Consider the following 21,677-nt stretch of genomic DNA (forward strand, 5'->3'; position numbering starts at 1 on the left):
GCTTAAGCCTGTTTGAACAGTGCGATGGCGTCACGCATGGATTTGCGGGCGCGCTTGCGGTCACCGGCGGCATCGTAGGCGCAGGACAGCCGGAACCAAGAGCGCCAGTCCTCCGGCGCAGCCTCGGCCTCGAGCTTGTACTTGCCGAACTCCGCGTCAGCGGCGGCCCGGTCAATCCGGCCACCGGGTGACCTGGGCAGATTGTCCTCGGGCAAGCCACCTTCGGCTTCCAAAATGCCGGCCATCTTCTCGGTGCGGGCGCCAAACATAATCTCGGCGATCAGCGCCCAGGCTGCCACGAACGGGATGACCAGGTAGGCGGCACCCATCAGCTTGGCGACCCAGTCGGAGTCACCCAGCAGCAGGACGGCGCGCTGGAGCATGACCACCATGTAAAACACCAGCAGCAGGGCGATCAATGCCACCCAGATCTTGGTCTTGGAAATTTTCATTTTCGGTGCCTTCGCGCTGGAATTCGTTGTCTCTGCCATGGTCCTAGCCTTCGAGGTCTAGGTAGCCGTCAAGGCCTACGGTGAGTCCGGGGCGGGTGCCCACGGTGCGGACACCGAGCAGCACGCCGGGCATGAACGATTCGTGGTTGTAGGAATCGTGACGAATGGTCAGGCCCTCACCGTGGCTGCCGAAGAGCACTTCCTGGTGGGCCACCAAGCCGGCGAGGCGGACGCTGTGCACGGGCACGCCATCCACCGAGGCGCCACGAGCGCCGTCGAGCTCGGTTTCAGTGGCGTCAGGGGCGCCCGGAACGCCGGCCTCGCGGCGGGCGGCGGCGATCAGCTGGGCCGTGCGCAACGCCGTGCCCGAGGGCGCGTCGACCTTGCGGGGGTGGTGCAATTCAATGATCTCCACCGAGTCAAAGTACTTGGCGGCCTTGGCGGCAAAGTAGCTGGCCAGCACAGAGCCCAGCGCAAAGTTGGGGGCGATCAGCACGCCGGTTTCCGGGTGCTGCGTCAGCAGGGATTCCAACGCTGCGAGCCTGGTGGCGTCCCAACCGGTAGTGCCGACCACGGCGTGGATGCCGTGCGCAACGGCAAAGTGCACATTCGCCTCGGTGGAATCGGGCACCGTTAGGTCAACTATCAGCTGCGCACCGCGTTCCAACAGCACGTCTAGGGAATCGGACCGACCCAACGCCGCTACCAATTCCATATCCGGTGCGGCGTCGATGGCCGCAACGGCAGCCGTTCCCATTCGTCCCTTGGCGCCGAGCACGGCCACCTTCAGCATTTCACTCATAGCTTTAAGCCTACTGGTTTTTGCCGGAGCCCTGATCCGCGCCTGGCTCCGTGTTTTCTCCCGGGTCGCCTTCGCCGGGGACCTTCCCGGCGCCGACCCATTCCACCGAACCGTCGCTGAAGAACTGTTCCTTCCAAATGGGCACCTCAGCCTTGATCCGCTCCACCAATGCCGAGCACAGCTCGAAGGCTTCGGCGCGGTGCGAAGACGCTACGGCGCACACCAAGGCGGGTTCGCCGATCTCCAGCGGTCCCACGCGGTGTGCCACCCAAATGCGGACGGGGTGCCCGTCGGGGTCGCTGACGGCCTCGATCAGGGAGGCCACCACCTCACCGAGCACTTTTTTGGCGAGTGGATGGGCTGTGTAGCTCAAGCGCTCAACGGATGCTCCGCCGTCGTGGTTTCGCACCACGCCGCTGAAGCTGACCACGGCGCCTGCGGTGTCGGATTCGACGGCGGCGATAGCGGCGTCCACCGAGATGGGTTCGGCGCTGAGCAGCGCGGCCACGATCTGCACGTTAGTGTCCATGACGGCCCGCTATCTGATCGCACACATGCACGATGATCGGATCCAGCACGGCCAGTCCGTCCATGACGCCCGACGGCGATCCCGGCAAGTTCACAATCAAGGTGGTTCCGGCGATCCCGGCGTGGCCCCGGCTCAGCGCCGCCATGGGCGTCTTGGCCAGTCCGGCGGCGCGCATGGCCTCCATGATGCCCGGAATCTCGCGCTCGAGCAGCGGCAGGGTCATCTCCGGAGTCAGATCGTCTGCGCTCAGACCTGTCCCCCCGCTGGTCAGCACGACGGCGGGATGTTGCGTGAGCACGGCCCGCAGCGCCGCTCCTACCGGGGTACCGTCCGGCACCACAATGGGTTCCATGGCCTCGAAGCCATGTTCGCGCAGCCAGTCGACAATGACCGGACCGGTGGTGTCTTCGTAAGCGCCCAGTGCTGCCCGGGTGGAGGCAATGATCACGGCGGCTGTTCCCTGTGAGGTGCCGGGTTCGCAGGCACTCATGCTAGGTCTCCTCGTGAAGGTGCCGCTGATTCGGATGTGGCTGCTGCTGGGTCTGCTGCTGTTGCGTCCACAGCCCAGCTGCCGCTTTTTCCGCCACTCTTGGCCAGAACCTGGATGCCGGAGATGACGGCATGTTTGTCCACGGCCTTGATCATGTCGTAGACGTTGAGTGCGGCCACGGACACAGCTGTCAGAGCCTCCATTTCCACCCCTGTTACGCCACGGGTTTTCACGGTGGCCAGCACCGTGACGGCAGTGTCCCCCAGCTCGAAATCGACAGTGACTTTGGAGATGGGCAGTGGATGGCAGAGCGCGATCAGATCCGGTGTTTTCTTGGCAGCCATGATGCCAGCAACGCGGGCCACGGCAAGAGCGTCACCCTTGGGCAGTCCGCCAGCGCCCAACAGAGCCATGACCTCGGGCGTGGTGCTCACGGTTCCGGTGGCAGTTGCTTCGCGGGTGGTCACTGCTTTCTCGGAGACATCCACCATGGCGGCGGTGCCGTCCTGGCGCAGGTGTGTCAGGTGTGTCAGGGAAGAATTTTCGGGTGTAGTCACAACAGCCATACTTCCACTTTTGCGCCAGCCTGCAGTTCAGTGACACCTGCTGGGATATGAATCAGGGCGTTGGCGTTCGCTAGGGCCCCCAGCAAATGTGATGATTCACCGCCCACTTGACGCACGGATGGGGAAGATTCATATTCGGGACCCGAATAGATCCCGCGCCGGAGCTGGTGTTTTCCGGCTGGCGAACTCATGGCGGTTTCCAGCGCAGCGACCACGCGCTGGCGCGGTGCCGGAACTCCCACGATTGCCGAGAGTGCAGGCCGCAGGTACATCTCCAAGGAGACGAAGGAACTGACAGGATTGCCGGGGAACCCAATAAACGGGACGCCGTTCACTGTTCCCAGCCCTTGAGGCCCTCCCGGTTGCATGGCTACAGAAAGAAAGTCCACTGCGGCACTGCTTCCGGCAAGGTCGATTGCTTGCCGGACTACTTCAAAGGCACCTGCGCTGATGCCACCCACGGTGATCAATAGATCATAGGCCGGCACCGCTGCGCCGTCGTCCCCGGTCGACCGCGTCGAGGCATCCATGAGTTGCCACAACTTGGCAGGATCGTCGCTGACTCGCTCAGGACGGAAAACCTCAACCTGGGCCTGCTCCAATGCGGCTTTGAGCATCGCCTGATTCGCGTCAAAGATCTTCCCAAGGGGCAGCCCATCAGCGGCAGCGGGATCGCCTGGAGCCAACACTTCATCGCCGGTACTGATCAGCAGCGCCTTGAGCCTGCGGCGTACGGGCAGTTCGGTCAAACCTAGAGCAGCAGCAAGGCCCACGTGCGCAGAGTTAAGGAGCGTTCCAGCAGTTATGACTGTGCTTCCGGACTGGATGTCACTGCCTTGCACCCTGACATAGCTTCCGACAGCCGTGGGCGGCAAGGCTACTTTCTCCCACGGTGCGGCAAACTGTGCAGGCAGGGCCTTCTCAATCGGCACCACGGCATTGGCACCCGCTGGCATCATGGCCCCGGTCATGATGGGTGCGGCGAAGCCAGCTTCCAGCCGGGCAGGCACGGCACCGGCGGCGATGGTTTCCGCCACCAAGTATGTGGTTGATTTGTCCAAATCAACGGTATTCGACTGATCATCGATGGCGTCAGTGACCTGGATGGCATAACCATCCATCTGCGAATTAGGGAAAGGGGGTAAGTCCAGGGGCGCCACCAGCTCGCTCGCCAACACTCGCCCCCGGGACTCTCCTACAGGCAGTAACTCTATGGCGGGGCTGGGCACCGGGCCCTCGCCCAGAAGCGAGGCACCAGCCAGCACGGACTGTGGCAAGAGCTCCCAGGCCTCCCGCAGCAGTTGCTCAACGGCTCGTTGGTGTTCAGCAAGGGTTCTGCGCATGGTTTCCTTTCGGCGGGCGCCGTGTGGCACCGCTGTTCCACCATCCTAGGCGAGTCCTATGCGAGGCCTATGCGAGGCCTATGCGAGGCCACCTTCCATGTCCTGCACTGTGTTGGCGACCCAGTGTTGGCGGCACTGTGTTGGCGGCAAAGTGGCTTCCACGCGCTGTTGGCCAAGAGCGTTTGTTAGTCTTGAACCTTCCCTCCGACCGAAAGCGCTCGCGGTTTTGGCCCCCTTGTCTGCTTTGCCTCCGTTGCCCGGATCCATGAGCTGGCTGCTCGACGACGCCCTCCTGATCGGTGTCCCGCTACTCTCGGTGGTACTTGTTGCCTTGGTCATCCCGGCCTGCATGGCGCTCCGTGGCAACTGGCGTTCATGGACGGTGGCACCTCCAGCCATCCCCAGACTCAAGCATCGGCCAACAACGTACTTCTCTTTCTCATTGCTTTGCTCTGCTCTGGTACTCCTCACCGTGATGCCTTCCTTGGTCTTTGAGGCGCTGAACATGGAAGAGGCGAGGGTGTTGATGTGGACCGTACCTTTTTGGACTGCCATGGCACCTTTGATGCTCTCCATCGCTTGGTGGCCAGCGTGCCTAGGACCAAAGTGGTGCCGCCAATGGCGTGCTGCCGGGGGAAACCGCAAAGTTCTGCCGTGGCGCCGCGAGGACATTGCTGCCGCGATGGCCCTTCCTGACGGCCGGCGTAAAGACAAGATCTTGCGCAATATCGAGGTCTCCAAGTCATTCGTCGAGCTGGCCCTCGGCCAGGCTGCCAGACACGGCGGAGCACACCTTTCCTCAGGTTTACGAAGCTGACATGGCTGGCCGTAACGGCGTAAGCCCCGAAAACCCAATAATGGCGTAGCGTTAAGGAATGGATACCAAAGCTGTGGCACTGGGCATGCCGGAACTTCGCCCCGTTTCGCCCGGACTTGGTGTGCCCCGCCCCGGCGGCACCGAAACGGGCCTGTTAGACCAATTCGGCCGCGTGGCCACGGACATGCGCTTGTCCCTCACGGACAAATGCAATTTGCGCTGCACGTACTGCATGCCTGAAGCCGGCCTGGAATGGCTCAAAAAAGACAAGCTGCTGACGGCCGAGGAAATCGTTCGCCTCGTAGGTCTGGGCGTGAACCGGCTCGGTGTGCGCGAGCTGCGGTTGACCGGCGGCGAGCCGCTAGTGCGGGCCGATCTGGTACAGATCATTGCAGCGCTGCGAGAGAACCACCCTGACTTACCCATCTCGCTAACCACCAACGGCGTAGGCCTAGCCAAGAAAGCACAGGCACTGGCCGACGCCGGGCTGACGCGGCTCAACGTCTCCATGGACACCCTTCGCCACGATGCTTTCCTGCAGCTGACCCGCCGCCCGTTCCTTGACCAGGTCAAGGCCGGCATCGAGGCGGCTGCGGCAGCAGGGCTGAAACCCATTAAGATCAACGCCGTACTGTTGCGCGGAATCAATGACACCACCGCCGCGGAGTTACTGCAATGGTCCCTTGAGCGCGGCTACGAACTGCGTTTCATCGAACAAATGCCTCTCGACGCCGATCACGGTTGGACGCGCGATGGCATGATCACCGCCGCCGAAATCCGCACCCTGATCGCCACCGACTTTGAACTGACACCAGATCCGCGTGCCCGAGACGGTGCACCTGCTGAACGCTTCGAGGTCCGCCGCCCCGGGTCAACGCAGTTGCTGGGCACCGTGGGCATCATCGCCTCGGTCACCGAACCGTTCTGCGCCGACTGCCGCCGCACCCGCATCACGGCCGAGGGCAAGGTCATGAGCTGCTTGTTCTCCCGGACCGAAGTTGATCTGCTGGAGCTGCTGCGCGCTGGTGATTCCAAGAACGACGACGATGCCGTCACCGCCCGCTGGCAGGATGCCATGTGGGCGAAGCCAAAAGCTCACGGCATGGGACACCCGGGTCTGGGAGATGCAGACTTTGTCCAGCCGGACCGCAGCATGAGTGCTATTGGAGGATGAGCATGCACATACGATTCTTTGCCGCAGCCGCAGCAGCCACAGGTGTCGAGGAACAGCGCGTAGACCTAGCTACATTGGCAGGCACCGCGCCGTTCACATTGGCTGACTTGTCCGAGCTGCTCGTGGCGAGCTTCCCGGTGTCGGCCTCCAACCATACTCCCCCGCTGGCCGAAATCCTGACCCGCTGCAGCTTCCTGCTGAACGAGGTCTCCACCCGAGACCTGAGTTTGGCACTGTCCCCGGGCGACGTCGTCGATGTGCTCCCGCCTTTCGCCGGCGGATAGACGCGACGGGGCCATCCGGACTTTGAAGCTGCGCACCGTTAAGACGTAATGGCGCTCAACTCCAAGAGTTGCGTGCCATTACGTCTTAACGGTGCGCAGGTTCAGTGGGTCGGCCAGCACTCACGAGGGCGGACCCGCCAGCGCTAGGAGCCAAGAGACAGGAACGGCGGCATTTTTGCGCGGAGACAAAAATCAGAGGCCGAAGGTCTCAGTTTCCTCGAAGGGGCCCACCACTGTCATGGTGCGGGGCGCAGCGGCCAACTCGCGGGCCAGGTCCTGAACTTCAGCGGCGGTAACTTCACGGATGCGGGCTAGAGATTCGTCGATGTCTAGGTATTCGCCCGTGACGAGCTCGGCTCGACCCAGACGGGACATGCGTGATCCGCTGTCCTCGAGGGCGAGCACAATGCCGCCGGAGAGCTGACCTAGGGCCTTCTTCAGTTCTTCGTCGGAGACACCATGTTCGGCCAGCTTCTCCAGCTCGGCTTCCAGCAGTCCGATGACCTGTCCCACCTTGGCGGGGGCGCAGCCGGCATACATGCCAAAATAGCCGGTGTCGGCGTAGGAGGAGGCGAAGGAGTATGTGGAGTAGACCAGGCCGCGCTTTTCCCGAATTTCTTGGAACAGCCGTGAAGACATGCCGCCGCCAAGAATAGAGTTCAGGACGCTCATAACGAAGCGGCGCGGATCCGTGGCACGCAGGGACGGGCAGCCCAGGATGATGTTGGCCTGTTCAACCTGGCGGTTTATCACGTGCAGACCGGCTGTGCCGGAAACTGAAACGGGATCGCTGGAGCGCCGTGGCACGGGGACCACTCCCGCATCCAGAGACCAGCCAGCGGTGCGCAACGCATCCAGCACCAACGCACACACGGTGTCGTGGTCCAGCCCGCCAGCCGCTGTGATGACCAGCGTCTCGGGGCGGTAATGCTTTTGGTAGTGGTCCCACACCGAAGCCCGCGGAACAGCCTTGATGGCCTCCGGGGTACCTCCGATGGGACGGCCCAGTGCATGCTCGCCCAGCACTGCGGCAACAAATTTTTCGTGCGCAACATCCATGGGGTCATCGCCATCCATGGCGATTTCCTCCAAGATGACGTCGCGCTCTTGCTCGAGCTCTGCCGGATCAATCACGGCAGAGGTGACCATATCGGCTATGACATCAATGGCCATGGGTAAATCAGTATCAAGTACACGTGCGTAGTAGCAGGTGCTTTCCTTGGCGGTGGCAGCGTTGGACTCTCCGCCCACCTCGTCGAAAGCGGACGCAATTTCCAGCGCGGTCCGGCGCTTGGTGCCCTTGAACAGCAGGTGTTCAAGGAAATGGGTTGAGCCGTGTTGGCCCTCGGTTTCATCCCGAGAGCCAACACCAACCCAGAACCCGATTGTCGCACTGCGCTGTCCGGGCATGGACTCAGTCAGGACCCGCACACCACCGGGCAGGACCGAGCGGCGCACAACGGCGCCGCCGAGCTGTCCGGAAATTACGGTGGAGTCACTGCCATTGTGGCCGTCAGCAGCGCTAAGAAGCGGCAAAAGGGTGATCGCCATGAATTATTCAGCAGCACCTTCGGTAGCTGCTTCTTCAGCGGCGTCCTCGTCGCCGGCAACAACCGGTGAGAGTGAGAGCTTGCCGCGGTCATCGATCTTGGTGATTTCCACCTGGATCTTCTGGCCAACGGAAACTACGTCATCAACGTTGTCCACGCGCTTGCCATCGGCCAGCTTGCGGAGCTCGGAGATGTGCAACAGACCATCCTTGCCCGGTGTGAGCGAAATGAACGCACCGAACGTGGTGGTCTTAACAACTGTGCCCAGGTAACGCTCGCCAATTTCAGGAACCTGAGGGTTGGCGATGGCGTTGATCGCTGAACGAGCGGCGTCAGCTGACGGGCCGTTCGTTGCACCGATGTACACGGTGCCGTCATCTTCAATGGAGATGTCGGCGCCGGTGTCTTCCTGGATCTGGTTGATCATCTTGCCCTTGGGCCCAATGACCTCGCCGATCTTATCCACGGGGATCTTGACCGCAATGACGCGGGGAGCGAACTCGGAGAGCTCATCCGGAACGTCAATGGCGCTGGTCAGAACGCTGAGGATATGCAGGCGTGCTTCGCGTGCCTGCTTCAGGGCAGCAGCCAAAACGGAGGCCGGGATACCGTCGAGCTTGGTGTCCAGCTGGATAGCTGTGACGAACTCGGAGGTACCGGCAACCTTGAAGTCCATGTCGCCGAAAGCATCTTCGGCGCCGAGGATATCGGTCAAGGCTGCGTAGCGGGTCTGGCCGTCAACCTGGTCGGAAACCAAGCCCATGGCGATACCTGCAACAGGCGCCTTCAAGGGAACACCGGCGTTGAGCAGCGACAGGGTCGAGGCGCAAACGGAACCCATGGAGGTGGAGCCGTTGGAGCTCAGTGCCTCGGAGACCTGGCGGATGGCGTAAGGGAACTCTTCACGCGTTGGCAGAACGGGCATGATGGCGCGTTCAGCCAGGGCACCGTGACCGATTTCGCGGCGCTTGGGCGAACCCACGCGGCCGGTTTCACCGGTGGAGTACGGCGGGAAGTTGTAGTTGTGCATGTAGCGCTTGCGCGTTACCGGGCTCAGCGAGTCAATCTGCTGTTCCATCTTGAGCATGTTCAACGTGGTGACACCCAGGATCTGGGTCTCGCCGCGTTCGAAGATAGCCGAACCGTGTACGCGAGGCAGGACCTCAACCTCGGCGGTGAGCTGGCGGATGTCCGTCAGGCCACGGCCGTCGATGCGAACCTGCTCGGTGAGGATGCGCTGGCGGATGACGTGCTTGGTGACGGCGCGGAAAGCTGCGGAGAGTTCCTTCTCGCGGCCTTCGAAGTTGCCAGCCAAGGCAGCAACGGTCTCGTCCTTCAAAGCGTCAGAGGCGTTGTCGCGCTCCTGCTTGTCGGCGATCGAGAACACGGCTGCGAGCTTGGTAGCGGCAGCCTTCTCAACGGCGTCGTACACGTCGTCCTGGAAGTCCAGGAAGATCGGGAATTCAACCGTAGGCTTGGCGGCGCGAGCAGCCAAATCAGCCTGAGCCTCACACAGTGCCTTGATGAACGGTTTGGCAGCCTCGAGGCCCTCGGAAACGATCTCTTCGGTAGGAGCCTGGTGGCCCTGTTCTTTGATGAGCTTCCAGGAGTTGTCGGTTGCTTCAGCTTCCACCATCATGATGGCAACGTCGTCACCGGCAATGCGGCCGGCAACAACCATGTTGAACACGGCGTTTTCCAGCTCGGAGTGCTTCGGGAAGGCAACCCACTGGGGGCCCTGGCCGTCGTCGATCAGAGCAACGCGGACGCCACCAATCGGGCCGGAGAACGGCAAGCCGGAGAGCTGGGTGGACATGGAGGAAGCGTTGATAGCTACCACGTCGTAGAGCACGTCGGGGTTGATGGCCAGGACGGTCACAACGATCTGTACTTCGTTGCGCAGACCCTTGACGAATGCCGGGCGCAGCGGGCGGTCCATCAAACGGCAAGCCAAGATGGCTTCCGTCGAGGGGCGGCCTTCGCGGCGGAAGAAGCTGCCCGGGATGCGGCCAGCAGCATACATACGCTCTTCCACATCAACTGTCAGCGGGAAGAAGTCAAAGCCTTCGCGCGGGTGCTTGCCGGCCGTGGTGGCCGACAGCAGAACGGTGTCTTCGTCAATGTAAACCATGGCAGCACCTGCTGCCTGCTGGGCAAGGCGTCCGGTTTCGAAGCGGATAACTCGCTTGCCATAACGGCCGTTGTCAATGACGGCTTCTGAATACTGAATCTCGGGACCCTCCATATGAGAGTCACCTCCATTTCCTTCGTAGATGATCCTAATGAACCCCTGCCAAGGAACAGTGCCGCGTTCTTCCCAGGACACCACCGGATACTGCTGTGGCTCTCTGTACAACACCCGGTCTTCGATCGAGGCCCACGGGTATGAAACTTCATTGAGAGTTTCTTCCCGGAGGCCACTACCGAGGACCGCGAATGCGTGAATGCGTCGTCTTGTGCCTTGTAGATCAGGGGTTTTGTACTGCAATTAACAACTATTGCACTACTGCGCCAGCTTTTGCGGGCTGGCACGTTTCTCACAGTGGTTATTTATTCTTGCGAACCTTGAAAACCTTATAAACACTGTGAAAGGCGGCCCTCCCGAAGCAATGACGCAAGCGTCGTGGCATGGGAAGGCCGCCTTGGATCGCAGACTAGCGGCGCAGGCCGAGGCGCTCGATGAGCGTACGGTAGCGGGCGATGTCGGTGTCCTTCAGGTACGCAAGCAGGCGACGACGGCGACCAACCAGGGCCATGAGGCCGCGGCGGGTGTGGTGGTCATGCTTGTGCATCTTCAGGTGCTCCGTGAGGTCAGAGATGCGACGCGAGAGCATTGCAACCTGAACCTCAGGTGAACCGGTGTCGCCTTCGCTGGTTGCGAAAGCCTGCATGATTTCTTGCTTTACAGCGGCGTCTAATGCCACAAGTAACTCCTTGAATGTGCCGTGAACAAATAACTGCAACGAAGCCCATGACTGGGCCACACACAGGAAATTCCAGCCACCACGGACTGCAGCCGGATTCCACCTTTCAGTTTAGTGCAGAGAGCGCCCTAATGTCGAAGCGAGGTGACTAATCACTCAAGCCAAGATCTCGCGGGCCTGATCCACATCCTGATGCATCTGTTCAATGAGCGCCTCGGGCCCGGTGTAGGCGACCATGCCGCGCAGACGCTGCACAAACTCCACCACCACGTGCTGGCCGTAGAGGTTGAACGCCTCGAGCGGCTCTTCGGGCCGGTCAATGACATAGGCCTCAACTTGGCGGCTGACCCCCACGAAGGTGGGATTTGAGCCTACGGAAATTGCGGCAGGCCAGCGGTGTCCGTGCGCATCGGTCAACCAGCCGGCGTAGACACCGTCGGAGGGGATGATGCCGCACGCGTCCGGTGAGAGGTTCGCCGTCGGAAATCCCAGTTCCCGTCCGCGGGCGGCGCCATGGACTACTTCCCCACTCATGGTGTGTGCCCGGCCCAAAACCTCCCCAGCGGTATCTACCTCGCCATTGTGCAGCGCCTCACGCACCCAGGTGGAGGACCAGCGGCGGTCGTGTCCTTCATCATTGACAACCACGACGTCGAATCCGAGTTGGGTACCCAAGTCCACCATGGTGGATAGATCCCCCGTATTGCCTTTGCCAAAGCGGACATCGTGGCCCACCACCACGGCACAAGCTCGCAGTCCGTCAACGAAGACGTTGCGGACAAATTCTTCGGGGGTTTGTGCCGCAAATTCCAGCGTGTAGGGCATAACCAGCACCCCGTCCAGACCCAGCTTGGCCATGGCCGCCAGCTTGTCCGCCAGCCCCATGATTTGTTCAGGTGCCGATTCCGGGCGGTGAATGAGGGCCGGGTGCGGATCGAACGTCAACGCCACCGACTTGGCACCACGTGCTTGCGCTGCGGCACGCACCTGGGCAAGTACCTCCTGGTGCCCACGGTGGAGCCCATCGAAGTTGCCCAGGGTGACCACACAGGGGCCAAAGTCCTGGGGAACTTCCTCTAATGAGTTCCAAATCTGCACTACGTTTCCTCATTCATTAGGTATTTGGCCCATGGCGGTTGTGCGCGAATCAATCACAGATGTCTCAAGCAACTTCAAGATTACCCTTTAGCAGCTACTGCTCCGGTCCACGGTTGTTGGGGTGTCTGCGGATCCCCCGCTGCTAGCGAGAGCACCCAGCTATCTGCCGGCGTGCCACGATCGTTATAGGCGCCGCGGAGTTCCCCATCAAAGGTGAAACCCAGCTTCCAGGCCAGCTTGCGGCTGGCCCAGTTCGGCACCATGGCGTGCCAGTGGACAAAGCTGAGATTGAGCTGATCGAAAGCGTACTCAAGGAGTAGACGTACGGCCGCTTCTGAAGCACCGCCGCCTCGGGCCGGGGCGCCCATATTAATACCGATCGAGGCCACGCCGGGGTTCTTACATTGCAAATCAACGGTGCCAAGTAGCTGGTCTGTGACCGCGTCCGCCACAGCAAAGGTCAGCGTATGGCCCTGACGCCAACCATCGACGGTGATGTTCTTGATGAAGTATTCGGCGTGCTCTAGGGAATAGTTCAGCGGTACCGTTGTCCACCGAACCGCTTCAAGGTCTCGGCAGTTCTCCACCAGCGCCGGCGCATCGGCCAGCGTCAGGGCACGCAGGAGAACTTTCTCGCCACTGAGCACAGGGACCACTGGTTCTAGGCGCAGCTCACGCTTGTTCCAGGACTCAGCGCTCTGGGTGTAGACCAAGCCGTCGGCTACTTCGCCGCCTACCTGACCGTAGCCGGGGATCTGGGCCGCCAAGGTGAATCCGCTGCGGAGCGCCAAGGAGGTGCTCCCCCGGTTCCCTGCTGTGCAGGCCCAATGAAGGTGGCTCAGCCCTAGATTTCCGAAGGCGTAGCCACACAACAACTCCATGGCTCGCTGCGCAGCTCCGGTGCCACGGCCTGTTGGCAACATCTTGATGCCGACATGGGCCGATCCTCCAAGCTCAGTGGAAAAGATGTCCTGCAGGCTCAATGTCCCCACCACTTCAGGGGTACCGCGAAGAACCTCAACGATGGCGAAGCGCAAGTTGGTGCCGGCTTGCCAGCCGTCCGCAATGTGCCCCTCAATGAAACCTAGGGCCGCTGCATGATCCATACTGGCCACAGATCCGGTCCACGCAATGTTTAGCGGATCCCGGTGGATCGCCGCAAAAGCGTCAGCATCCGCGGCACTAAAACGGCGCAGTGTAGTAACGCCATCACTTAGGACGGGGTTGGTAGCCACGCTTTTGTGTGAGCTCACTTCACTTCGCGGTTACGGTAGAGCCAGATTAGCCCGATGATGGGCAGCAACAGCGGGATGTAGCCGTAGCCCTGGCCAAACTTGCTCCAGACACTGGCATGCTCAAAGTCGGCTGGGTCCAAGAAACTCAAGGCACCCACCACCAGCACACCGATCAATTCAATACAGATGGCGATCGTGGCAACCTTGGCCCAGGTGGCACCCGGCTTAGCCAAGGAAATAGTCGCCACGATGTACACCACGGCAGCAAACGCGGAGAGCGAGTAAGCCAACGGTGCCTCGTCAAAAGCCGTGGCGATCTGAAAGCTTGCCCGGGCCGTTGCCGACAGAGCAAAAATTCCGTACACAGCGATCAGCAGTCGGCCAGGACCAGAGGTTCGGCCGTGCGGAATCTGTTCAGCACTCGTGGCAGTGCCGGCCTTGGTGGTCTTGCCGGTGAGGCGCATATTCATAGTCCTAAGAGGGGGTTAAGCGCTTGCGCGGGTACGGAGGTCCCGTACCAGATCTGTCCCATGCGGGCCAGCATGACCACCGAGGTGATGCCCACGGCGCCCATAACGTAGTTCGACCAATGGGTGCGCTCCACCATGGCCCAATAGAAGGCGGCCACCGGCAGCATGGCCACCGTGAAGACGTAGCCCCAGAACTCCCACCCTGCACCGGCCAGCGTCTCCCCGCTGAACAGGCGGATAGCTGCTGCGATGGCGTAAATAATAATGAAAAGTTCGACGGCGGCCAGAGCCAGCAACGTGACATCGTTCGGTTTCTTTTTCATCACCGCAGCAACGATGCACACGATGGTGGAGGCCAGGCCCACCACCATGCCACTAATCAGCCAGGGGTCCAGAGTCATTTGTTCAGCTCCGAAGACGATTCAGGTGCTGGGTCCGGCGGGAAGACTAGAACAGGCTTGGCATATTTGCCGGCGTCCGCCAGCAAAGCAATCAAGGTGCCATCGGGTGCGAAGGCGGCCGCCGGTGCGGCGACGGTGTGGAGGCCATCGGCACTGGCAGGGATGCGCCTGCCAAAGGACAGCTCGATGGCTTCATCGGCTGTGAGTTCACGGACGGGCATGAGAGCCCTGGCGGCGTCGGCAATGTCCAGGATGCGCAAGTCCTCCGCCAGCTCCTCCACAGTCCGGGCCTGGTCCAAGGTGTACGGGCCCACACTGCTGCGCCGTAACGCCGTCAGGTGACCACCTACTCCGAGGCCATTGCCCAGGTCCCTAGCCAAGGCGCGGATATAGGTACCCGAGGAGCAGCTCACGGTGACATCGACGTCAACCCAAGCAACGCCGTCGTCCGTCTCATGGGTGCCGCGGCGGATCTCTAGGACCTTGAATTCGTGAATGGTGACGGGGCGGGCGGCCAGCTTGACGTCTTCTCCTGAGCGCACCCGAGCATAGGCCCGCTCGCCGTTGACCTTGATGGCACTGACGCTGCTGGGAACTTGTTCAATGGGTCCGCGCAGTGGTGCAATGCCCGCCTCGATGGCTTCATCAGTGACCCCATGAGCGGAGATGGTGTGAGTAACCTCACCCTCGGCGTCGTCGGTGACTGTGGCGACACCGAGCCGGATGGTGGCCTCGTACGTTTTGGAGGTTCCTACGATGTACGTCAGCAGGCGGGTGGCTTTGTTGACGCCCACCACCAAAACTCCCGTAGCCATAGGGTCTAAGGTGCCCGCATGACCTACTTTTCGGGTCCCTGCGAGCCTTCGCATCCGGCCAACCACATCGTGGCTGGTCCATCCCTGCGGTTTATCTACAATTACCAGTCCAGAAAGCACGCTTTGAAGTATATCCGCTCTGCGCCCTCCGCCGTGGTGGTAGCCCCGCATGGTGAGTTGTCCCCATCGCGGGGACCGTGCCCTTGTGGATACGCTATTCGCAGTAGTAATTCGCATTAGTAATTACGCAGCACATCACTCTTACACTTTTTAAGACGGAGAATCATGGCCAAGCACGCCTCGAGCATGTACAAACGATCCATCACAGCCCTGGGCGTCAGCGCGGCTTTGATGATGGCCCTGACGGGTTGCCTCGGCGGCGGCAATGACACTCCGCAGGAGCCGGTGGAGAGCAGCGCCCAGCAAAGCTCGGGATCATCTGCCAAGGACGCCGCTATCGCCGAGCGCGGCGGCGACGACTCTAAGAAGACGGAGTCCGCTGAAGCGTCCGCCGAGCCCAGCAAGGAAGCTACCTCGGAAGCCGCGAAGGAACCTGTTGCCGCCGGCGAGCTCACCCCTCCCGGAACCGCACTGAAATTCGGCGAAATCGCCAAGACTCGCAGCAACTCGGGCAAGCAGGGCGACGAGAAGTACAAGGAAGCCACCTTTGACACCACCGTCACCAAGATCGTCCCTGGCGATCCTGCTGACTTGGCCAAGTTGGAAGGCGCCGCGAAGTTTGCCGGCCAGACTCCTTACTACGTGTTCTTCGAATCCAAGCTGACCTCACTGTCCAAGCCTTCCGCGGGCATGTCGGATGCGTACCTGGATGCCCACCTCAAGGACGGCACCAAGGCCCAGAAGCTCATCGTGTTCGGTACATTGGGCGACTGCAAGTCCGGCTCCTTTGAGACCGAAGGCAAGGATGACACCTTCAGCTACGTGGTCGGTTCCACCAAGAGCTCCTGCAGCGTGTTCTTGGCACCCTCCGGTGACGCCGTAACCTCGGCCAGCTACTCCAGCTCTTCCTACAGCTACGAGAAGTACTCCGATAACGAGTACAACAAAAACCCCATCACCTGGGGCAAGTAGCAGCTCCTCAAGCCATCGCGGCTTGTTCAGCTATTCCAGTTCGAACAACTTGAGTAAAGGGCGTTTCCCCCGCGGGAGGCGCCCTTTGTTGTTTACCGTTGGTGCAGGACAGCAAAAACTGTTTGTTGACCGTGTCAGAGCGGGAGATCTAGGGTTGAGACACTCATTGTTGGTCCACGGTGACCCGACGAGCCACGCGGAATGATGACGCTGGGGGCAAAGATCCTGTTCGCCTGAGAAGGCAGGCATGTTGTGGATTCATGACTTCTTCATGGCCACGGCACCAGTTTTTTCCCCAGCCCTTCATCACAGGGCCCTTTCCAAGGGTTAATTATGAGGTCAAGATTTGTGGCTGTTGCAGCCGCATGCGTTTTTGCCATATCCATGACTGCCGGGCCTGCTCTGGCCCACTCCGGAAATAACTCCGGCCACTACCCCGGCAACAATTCTGGAAACCATTCTGGCGGACACCACGGCTCAGGCCATGGGAACCGCCACCCCTCCCCCGTCAACGAGGTGGCTTCCCAGCTGATCAGTCCCCTCAGGGTGGCTTTCGGCCCACGCGACAGTTACTTGGTAGCTGAATCCTTTGCCGGTCAACTCAGCAGTATCTCCGCCAAGGGTGTCAAGAGTGTTCTGGTCAGCGCCCCGGGACAAGAAATTGCTGGTGTGTCCTACGGCGATGGAACCACCTACTACTTCAACAACGATCAAGGTGCCGGCCCTGAACCTGGCGGAGAATTGCTGCCAGCCCGACTGATGAAGCTCGACAAACGGGGCAATAGCACCCAGATTGTGGACCTGAGCGTCTTTGAAGGAACTCACAATCCAGACGGCAACACCGTTTACGGTGTTCGTGACGCCGCTCCCGAATGTCTGAGCCAGGCCCCGTACATGCAGTCGCTGGGTGAACTGTTCTCGCACCCGTATTCCTCAGCACCGGCTAATAATGGCGTGTATGTGGGCGATGCCGGAGCCAACGCCATCTTGTTTGTGAACAAGCGCGGCAATGTCAAGCTCGTCAAGGCGGTGCCTGCCGAGCCCATCACCATCGATGCCGCTGTAGTGGCCGTTGCTGCCGAGGTGGGCATGGTGGTTCCGGACTGCATGATGGGCCTGAAATACTACGCCCAAGCCGTGCCCACTGATATTGAAATCAGTGGCCAGTGGCTGTACTACACCGTGCTGCCAGGAGTGCCCGGCGAGTCCCTAGGCGTTGGCAAGGCCTACCGGATGAATCTGCACAGCGGAAAGACCCAGCTGCTCGCGCAGAACCTCTCCGCACCCACAGGCATCGCCGTTGACCGCAACAACAACGTCTACGTGGCCCAGCTCATGGGCGACGGCGTGAGCGTTATTAGGAACGGAAAGGTGACTACCGTGCTCCCAGCCCCGATGGTCTCCGATGTGGCGATCAGCGGGAAGACACTCGCGGCGGTGACCAACGCTTTGGCAGAGACAGGGGGCAGCCTGGTCACCATGCGCCTGCGCTAGGCAGCGTAGTCACTAGAATGGCGCAGTCAGTAGCGCAAAGAGAATAAAGTACGACGGCGGCCGGTCACCTTTTCTACAAAGGTGACCGGCCGCCGTCGTGCCTAAAAAATGTGGAGAGAGCGAAGACTAAGCGTCTTCTTCTTCCTCATCCTTCTTGTACGGATCAGCTTCGCCAGCGAACTCCGCGTTGGCGGAGATCTCCGCAAGCTTCGCGTCGCGTTCCTTGGCTACCCGCAGGAGCGCTTCCAGATTGGAGGCGTTCTCGGGGATGACATCGGCAATGAACTCCAACGTGGGCGTCAGGCGCACGGTGATGTTCTTGCCGACCTCGGCACGCAGCACGCCCTTGGCGCGCTCCAAACCGATCTTGGCTTCGGAGCTTGCGGTCTCGTCACCGAAAACCGTGTAGTAAATGGTGGCGTGCTGAAGATCGTTGGTGACGCGTGCATCGGTGACAGTGATGCCCTCGACACGGGGGTCCTTGACCCTGGAGCGAAGACCCTCGGCCACCACAACCTTGATGCGCTGCGCCAACTTGGACGCGCGGGCTGAATCAGCCATGATGTTCTCCTTCAAACTTCTAAGACGTGAGACGGTCGTGAAACCATCTTAGGGAAAACAAAGCCGGTTGGGTGCCCAAGTGGACACCCAACCGGCTATGCAGTGTTAGACGCGGGGCTTCTCGCGCATTTCGAACGTCTGGATGATGTCCTCGGGCTGCAGATCGTTGAACGATCCCAAACCGATACCACACTCGAAGTCGGTACGGACTTCGGTTGCGTCATCCTTGAAACGCTTGAGCGAGTCAATGGTGAGGTTGTCACCGATGATCTTGCCGTCACGGAGCACACGGGCCTTGGAGTTACGGCGGATGATACCGGAACGTACGATCGAGCCGGCGATGTTGCCGTGCTTGGAGGAGCTGAACACTTCGCGGATTTCCGCGGTGCCCAACTGAGCCTCTTCGTACTCAGGCTTGAGCATGCCCTTGAGAGCCAGCTCAATGTCATCGATGGCGCCGTAGATGACCGAGTAGAAGCGCATGTCCACGCCTTCACGGTCGGCCAGTTCAGCAACACGCTCAGCAGGCTTGACGTTGAAGCCGATGATGATCGCGTTATCCACAGTGGCCAGGTTGACGTCGTTCTGCGTGATGGCACCCACACCGCGGTGGATGACGCGCAGCTGCACGCCTTCGCCAACATCGATCTTGAGCAACGAGTCTTCCAGTGCCTCAACGGCACCGGACACGTCACCCTTGAGGATGAGGTTAAGGGTGTCAACCTTGCCGTCAGCAACGGCCTGGTCGAAGTCTTCCAGACTGATGCGCTTGCGACGCTTAGCCAAGGCTGCGTTACGGTCCGCTGCTTCACGCTTTTCAGCGATCTGGCGGGCAGTTCGCTCATCGCCTGTAACGAAGAACGTGTCACCTGCACGGGGAACGTTGGACAGACCCAGAACCTGGACCGGACGTGAAGGTCCGGCTTCAGAGATGACGTCACCGTTCTCATCGAACATGGCACGAACACGGCCGTGTGCGGTACCGGCAACGATCGTGTCACCGACGTGCAAGGTTCCGGACTGAACCAGAACAGTTGCCACGGAACCGCGGCCCTTATCCAGGTTCGCTTCGATGGCGATGCCTCGAGCGTCCTTGTTCGGGTTGGCGCGCATGTCCAGAGCGGCGTCAGCGGTCAACAGCACAGCTTCGAGGAGTTCCTCGATGTTGATGTTGTTGCGTGCAGAGACGTCAACGAACATGGTGTCGCCACCGTATTCTTCCGGAACCAGACCGTACTCGGTCAGCTGGCCACGGATCTTCTCCGGGTTGGCTGAATCCTTGTCAATCTTGTTCACGGCAACCACGATCGGCACGTTGGCGGCCTGTGCGTGGTTGAGCGCTTCCACCGTCTGGGGCATGACGCCGTCGTCCGCTGCAACCACCAAGATGGCGATGTCAGTGACCTTGGCACCACGGGCACGCATGGCGGTGAACGCCTCGTGACCGGGGGTGTCAATGAAGGTGATGCTGCGATCGATGCCTTCATGCTCGTGGACGATCTGGTAAGCACCGATGTGCTGGGTGATGCCACCGTGCTCGTCGGCAACAACGTCCGACTTCCGGATGGCATCGAGCAGGCGGGTCTTACCATGGTCAACGTGACCCATGACGGTGACCACCGGAGGACGAACCTCGAGGTCTTCGTCGCCTTCTGATTCCAGCTCGGCTTCAAAGTCGATGTCGAAGCTGCTGAGCAGTTCGCGCTCTTCGTCCTCGGGGGAAACGACCTGGACCTTGTAGCCCAGCTCAACACCCAACAGTGCAAAGGTGTCTTCATCCAATGACTGGGTAGCAGTTGCCATTTCACCGAGGTGGAACAGCACCGTCACCAGTGCGGCCGGGTTGGCCTCAATCTTGTCAGCGAAGTCGGTGATGGAGGCACCGCGGCGCAAACGCACCACGGTTTCTCCGTTACCGCGGGGAACCGATACGCCACCAAGTGAAGGAGCACTCATCTGCTCTAGCTCTTGGCGCTTGGCACGCTTCGACTTGCGCTGCTTGCCACGGCCTGCGCCGCCCTTACCGAAGGCACCCTGGGTACCACCGCGACCGCGGCCACCCTTGCCGAAGCCACCGCCGGCGGGAGCGCCGCCTGGAGTTGCTCCGGGGGTTGCGCCGGGAGCACCCGGACGTCCACGGCCGGGAGCACCCGGACGGTCGTTACCGCGGCCGGGCGCAGCGGGGCGCTCGGTGCGGTTGGGCATCATGCCGGGAGTGGGGCGGGGACCACCGGGACGCGGAGCGCCGGGACGGGGGCCACCTGCACCAGCAGCACCTGCCGGACGCGGAGCGCCCGGACGGGGTGCCCCTGCAGGCGGACGGGGACCACCGGGACGGGGTCCTGCAGCGCCGGCTTCGGTGCTGCGAGGAGTACCCGGTCGGGGCATGCCCTGAGAGGGTGCAAACGGGTTGTTTCCGGGGCGAGGAGCACCGGCACCTGCGGGACGCGGGGCACGGTTGTCGCCGCCGCGGCCTTCGCCACGGTTGTCGCTTCCACGATTGTCGTTTCCACGGTTGTCGTTCCCACGGTTGTCCGAACGCTCGGTGCGTGCACCGGAGCGGGGCATGCCCTGTGAGGTTGCGAAGGGGTTGTTACCGGGGCGCGGGGCGCCGGGTGTTGCAGCCTTCGGAGCCGGTGCGGCCTTCGGTGCCGGGGTTGCTGCCGCAGCCTCAACGGGAGCCGGAGCTGCCGGAGCGGCCGGGGTAGCCGGAGCTGCCGGGGTAGCTTCAGCAACAGGTGCAGCAGGTGCTGCCGGTGTTGCCTTGGCGCCGGGCTTTGCAGCGGCCTTGGGGCCGGGCACAGCTGCTCCGGGTGTTGCGGATGCCTTGGGGGCGTCAGCCTTGGGAGCTGCCTCCGCCTTCGGTGCTGCTGCCGGGGCAGCTTCTGCAACCGGGGCCGCCTGGGGGAATGCGTCGCGAAGTTTCTTCACAACGGGGGCCTCAATGGTGGAGGATGCTGAGCGAACGAATTCGCCCATTTCCTGCAGTTTACTTACTGCTTCTTTTGAGGTGATGCCGAGCTCTTTTGCAAGCTCGTGTACGCGGGCCTTGGCCACATTTCTCCTGTCTCGGCCCGCACCGGACAGGTACGAACCGCTTAATTCTTACTGCGCCGCTCCATGTCGGAACGGGCGGCGTGAGAGCACATGAAATTGCTCATTTTTGGGCACTCATCGCTGGGTACTCATCGGGTTTCCATCGGTTTTCTGACCCGCTTTCACAAAAGGGACAATTGGTTCGTAACTTACTTACTCTGCCGAAGGTGGCAAATTGTGTTGCGCAAATGCCTCGACGTCGGACAGTTTAGTGACCCCAGGAAGGGCCCTGCCAACGGCGCGACGTTTGATCGCTAAGTTCCAACATTCAAGGTTAGGGTGCAGCCACGCTCCCCGTCCAGGCATGCGCCGAGCCACATCAACCAACGCTTCCAATTCACCAGAAGTGTTGCGTGACCTCACCAGACGCACTAGCTGGAGCCGGTCTGAAGTTTTCCGGCACCCAATGCATGTCCGCACAGCAAACTTAGAGTCAGTCGCATCGCTGTGCGCTGCCACTGCTTTCTGAGTCAATTCTGCTATG

The 21,677-nt window shown here is 61.1% G+C and carries 22 protein-coding genes; 5 read left to right on the plus strand and 17 right to left on the minus strand.

What is annotated here, in order from left to right:
* Positions 1–2 precede the first annotated feature (2 nt).
* Genes AB0P14_RS00395 through glp form a run of 6 tightly spaced genes read right to left on the minus strand, consistent with a single transcriptional unit; the run spans position 3 to position 4,182 of the window.
* Positions 3–491 (minus strand): hypothetical protein, encoded by a 489-nt coding sequence (locus AB0P14_RS00395; RefSeq protein ID WP_363836473.1) that lies wholly within the window; start codon positions 489–491, stop codon positions 3–5.
* Between the two features lie 4 nt (positions 492–495).
* Positions 496–1,254, minus strand: coding sequence for a 4-hydroxy-tetrahydrodipicolinate reductase (dapB, locus tag AB0P14_RS00400; protein ID WP_363836475.1), 759 nt, complete (start codon positions 1,252–1,254; stop codon positions 496–498).
* Between the two features lie 10 nt (positions 1,255–1,264).
* Positions 1,265–1,783, minus strand: a complete 519-nt coding sequence (locus tag AB0P14_RS00405) for a molybdenum cofactor biosynthesis protein MoaE (protein WP_363836477.1) — start codon at positions 1,781–1,783, stop codon at positions 1,265–1,267.
* A complete protein-coding gene (locus AB0P14_RS00410) occupies positions 1,773–2,273 on the minus strand; it encodes a MogA/MoaB family molybdenum cofactor biosynthesis protein (RefSeq protein ID WP_363836479.1) in 501 nt (166 codons plus the stop codon). Before AB0P14_RS00410 ends, AB0P14_RS00405 begins: the two co-directional genes overlap by 11 nt.
* Positions 2,270–2,839: a cyclic pyranopterin monophosphate synthase MoaC gene (moaC, locus tag AB0P14_RS00415; protein WP_363836481.1), complete on the minus strand. Its 570-nt coding sequence runs from the start codon at positions 2,837–2,839 to the stop codon at positions 2,270–2,272. Before moaC ends, AB0P14_RS00410 begins: the two co-directional genes overlap by 4 nt.
* Entirely contained in the window at positions 2,827–4,182 is a 1,356-nt protein-coding gene (gene glp, locus AB0P14_RS00420; RefSeq protein ID WP_363836483.1) for a gephyrin-like molybdotransferase Glp, read from the minus strand. The genes moaC and glp overlap by 13 nt, the downstream gene beginning before the upstream one ends.
* A 265-nt stretch (positions 4,183–4,447) precedes the next feature.
* Between glp and AB0P14_RS00425 the strand changes: the two genes are divergently transcribed.
* From AB0P14_RS00425 to AB0P14_RS00435, 3 genes are read left to right on the plus strand one after another with little or no spacing between them, the layout of a single operon-like run.
* The gene (locus tag AB0P14_RS00425; protein ID WP_363836484.1) at positions 4,448–4,999 is read left to right on the plus strand and encodes a hypothetical protein; all 552 of its coding nucleotides are present in this window, start codon (positions 4,448–4,450) and stop codon (positions 4,997–4,999) included.
* 58 nt (positions 5,000–5,057) lie between these two features.
* Complete coding sequence (gene moaA / locus AB0P14_RS00430) at positions 5,058–6,173, plus strand: GTP 3',8-cyclase MoaA (RefSeq protein ID WP_363836486.1); 1,116 nt, start codon at positions 5,058–5,060, stop codon at positions 6,171–6,173.
* 2 nt (positions 6,174–6,175) lie between these two features.
* On the plus strand, positions 6,176–6,457 hold the full coding sequence (locus tag AB0P14_RS00435) for a MoaD/ThiS family protein (protein ID WP_363836487.1): 282 nt from the start codon (positions 6,176–6,178) through the stop codon (positions 6,455–6,457).
* Between the two features lie 192 nt (positions 6,458–6,649).
* Here AB0P14_RS00435 and AB0P14_RS00440 read toward each other — a convergent pair whose 3' ends face one another.
* The 8 genes from AB0P14_RS00440 to truB all read right to left on the minus strand — a co-directional run bounded on the left by AB0P14_RS00440 (position 6,650) and on the right by truB (position 15,070).
* Complete coding sequence (locus tag AB0P14_RS00440; protein WP_363836489.1) at positions 6,650–8,008, minus strand: pitrilysin family protein; 1,359 nt, start codon at positions 8,006–8,008, stop codon at positions 6,650–6,652.
* 3 nt (positions 8,009–8,011) lie between these two features.
* On the minus strand, positions 8,012–10,252 hold the full coding sequence (locus tag AB0P14_RS00445) for a polyribonucleotide nucleotidyltransferase (RefSeq protein ID WP_363838087.1): 2,241 nt from the start codon (positions 10,250–10,252) through the stop codon (positions 8,012–8,014).
* Between the two features lie 409 nt (positions 10,253–10,661).
* Positions 10,662–10,931 carry a 30S ribosomal protein S15 gene (gene rpsO / locus AB0P14_RS00450; RefSeq protein ID WP_363836490.1) on the minus strand — a complete coding sequence of 90 codons (270 nt, stop codon included), beginning with the start codon at positions 10,929–10,931 and terminating at the stop codon, positions 10,662–10,664.
* Between the two features lie 156 nt (positions 10,932–11,087).
* Complete coding sequence (locus tag AB0P14_RS00455) at positions 11,088–12,029, minus strand: bifunctional riboflavin kinase/FAD synthetase (protein WP_363836491.1); 942 nt, start codon at positions 12,027–12,029, stop codon at positions 11,088–11,090.
* 80 nt (positions 12,030–12,109) lie between these two features.
* Complete coding sequence (locus tag AB0P14_RS00460) at positions 12,110–13,264, minus strand: GNAT family protein (protein ID WP_363836493.1); 1,155 nt, start codon at positions 13,262–13,264, stop codon at positions 12,110–12,112.
* Between the two features lie 14 nt (positions 13,265–13,278).
* Positions 13,279–13,728, minus strand: coding sequence for a hypothetical protein (locus tag AB0P14_RS00465; RefSeq protein ID WP_363838090.1), 450 nt, complete (start codon positions 13,726–13,728; stop codon positions 13,279–13,281).
* Positions 13,729–13,730: 2 nt separating this feature from the next.
* Entirely contained in the window at positions 13,731–14,135 is a 405-nt protein-coding gene (locus AB0P14_RS00470) for a hypothetical protein (RefSeq protein WP_363836495.1), read from the minus strand.
* Positions 14,132–15,070: a tRNA pseudouridine(55) synthase TruB gene (gene truB / locus AB0P14_RS00475; protein WP_363836496.1), complete on the minus strand. Its 939-nt coding sequence runs from the start codon at positions 15,068–15,070 to the stop codon at positions 14,132–14,134. Before truB ends, AB0P14_RS00470 begins: the two co-directional genes overlap by 4 nt.
* A gap of 165 nt (positions 15,071–15,235) precedes the next feature.
* Here truB and AB0P14_RS00480 point away from each other — a divergent pair, with 165 nt between their 5' ends.
* Together AB0P14_RS00480 and AB0P14_RS00485 are read left to right on the plus strand one after the other, a co-directional pair.
* Positions 15,236–16,042 carry a hypothetical protein gene (locus tag AB0P14_RS00480; RefSeq protein ID WP_363836497.1) on the plus strand — a complete coding sequence of 269 codons (807 nt, stop codon included), beginning with the start codon at positions 15,236–15,238 and terminating at the stop codon, positions 16,040–16,042.
* Positions 16,043–16,375: 333 nt separating this feature from the next.
* Positions 16,376–17,536, plus strand: coding sequence for a ScyD/ScyE family protein (locus AB0P14_RS00485; RefSeq protein WP_363836499.1), 1,161 nt, complete (start codon positions 16,376–16,378; stop codon positions 17,534–17,536).
* 126 nt (positions 17,537–17,662) lie between these two features.
* On the opposite strand, the gene rbfA is transcribed toward AB0P14_RS00485, so the two are convergent.
* The 3 genes from rbfA to AB0P14_RS00500 all read right to left on the minus strand — a co-directional run bounded on the left by rbfA (position 17,663) and on the right by AB0P14_RS00500 (position 21,652).
* The gene (gene rbfA, locus AB0P14_RS00490; RefSeq protein ID WP_363836500.1) at positions 17,663–18,097 is read right to left on the minus strand and encodes a 30S ribosome-binding factor RbfA; all 435 of its coding nucleotides are present in this window, start codon (positions 18,095–18,097) and stop codon (positions 17,663–17,665) included.
* Between the two features lie 105 nt (positions 18,098–18,202).
* The gene (gene infB, locus AB0P14_RS00495; protein WP_363836502.1) at positions 18,203–21,154 is read right to left on the minus strand and encodes a translation initiation factor IF-2; all 2,952 of its coding nucleotides are present in this window, start codon (positions 21,152–21,154) and stop codon (positions 18,203–18,205) included.
* A 192-nt stretch (positions 21,155–21,346) separates the two neighbouring features.
* A complete protein-coding gene (locus AB0P14_RS00500) occupies positions 21,347–21,652 on the minus strand; it encodes a YlxR family protein (RefSeq protein ID WP_363838093.1) in 306 nt (101 codons plus the stop codon).
* Positions 21,653–21,677 lie beyond the last annotated feature (25 nt).

The organism is Specibacter sp. NPDC078709 (genome assembly GCF_040686795.1).
In the GTDB taxonomy this organism is placed as follows: Bacteria; Actinomycetota; Actinomycetes; order Actinomycetales; family Micrococcaceae; genus Specibacter.

Bases quoted from the DNA above. Each gene is read 5' to 3' on its own strand.
- AB0P14_RS00395 (WP_363836473.1), bottom strand. From the start codon at position 491: ATGGCAGAGACAACGAATTCCAGCGCGAAGGCACCGAAAATGAAAATT.
- dapB (WP_363836475.1), bottom strand. From the start codon at position 1,254: ATGAGTGAAATGCTGAAGGTGGCCGTGCTCGGCGCCAAGGGACGAATG.
- AB0P14_RS00405 (WP_363836477.1), bottom strand. From the start codon at position 1,783: ATGGACACTAACGTGCAGATCGTGGCCGCGCTGCTCAGCGCCGAACCC.
- AB0P14_RS00410 (WP_363836479.1), bottom strand. From the start codon at position 2,273: ATGAGTGCCTGCGAACCCGGCACCTCACAGGGAACAGCCGCCGTGATC.
- moaC (WP_363836481.1), bottom strand. From the start codon at position 2,839: ATGGCTGTTGTGACTACACCCGAAAATTCTTCCCTGACACACCTGACA.
- glp (WP_363836483.1), bottom strand. From the start codon at position 4,182: ATGCGCAGAACCCTTGCTGAACACCAACGAGCCGTTGAGCAACTGCTG.
- AB0P14_RS00425 (WP_363836484.1), top strand. From the start codon at position 4,448: ATGAGCTGGCTGCTCGACGACGCCCTCCTGATCGGTGTCCCGCTACTC.
- moaA (WP_363836486.1), top strand. From the start codon at position 5,058: ATGGATACCAAAGCTGTGGCACTGGGCATGCCGGAACTTCGCCCCGTT.
- AB0P14_RS00435 (WP_363836487.1), top strand. From the start codon at position 6,176: ATGCACATACGATTCTTTGCCGCAGCCGCAGCAGCCACAGGTGTCGAG.
- AB0P14_RS00440 (WP_363836489.1), bottom strand. From the start codon at position 8,008: ATGGCGATCACCCTTTTGCCGCTTCTTAGCGCTGCTGACGGCCACAAT.
- AB0P14_RS00445 (WP_363838087.1), bottom strand. From the start codon at position 10,252: ATGGAGGGTCCCGAGATTCAGTATTCAGAAGCCGTCATTGACAACGGC.
- AB0P14_RS00465 (WP_363838090.1), bottom strand. From the start codon at position 13,728: ATGCGCCTCACCGGCAAGACCACCAAGGCCGGCACTGCCACGAGTGCT.
- AB0P14_RS00470 (WP_363836495.1), bottom strand. From the start codon at position 14,135: ATGACTCTGGACCCCTGGCTGATTAGTGGCATGGTGGTGGGCCTGGCC.
- AB0P14_RS00480 (WP_363836497.1), top strand. From the start codon at position 15,236: ATGGCCAAGCACGCCTCGAGCATGTACAAACGATCCATCACAGCCCTG.
- AB0P14_RS00485 (WP_363836499.1), top strand. From the start codon at position 16,376: ATGAGGTCAAGATTTGTGGCTGTTGCAGCCGCATGCGTTTTTGCCATA.
- rbfA (WP_363836500.1), bottom strand. From the start codon at position 18,097: ATGGCTGATTCAGCCCGCGCGTCCAAGTTGGCGCAGCGCATCAAGGTT.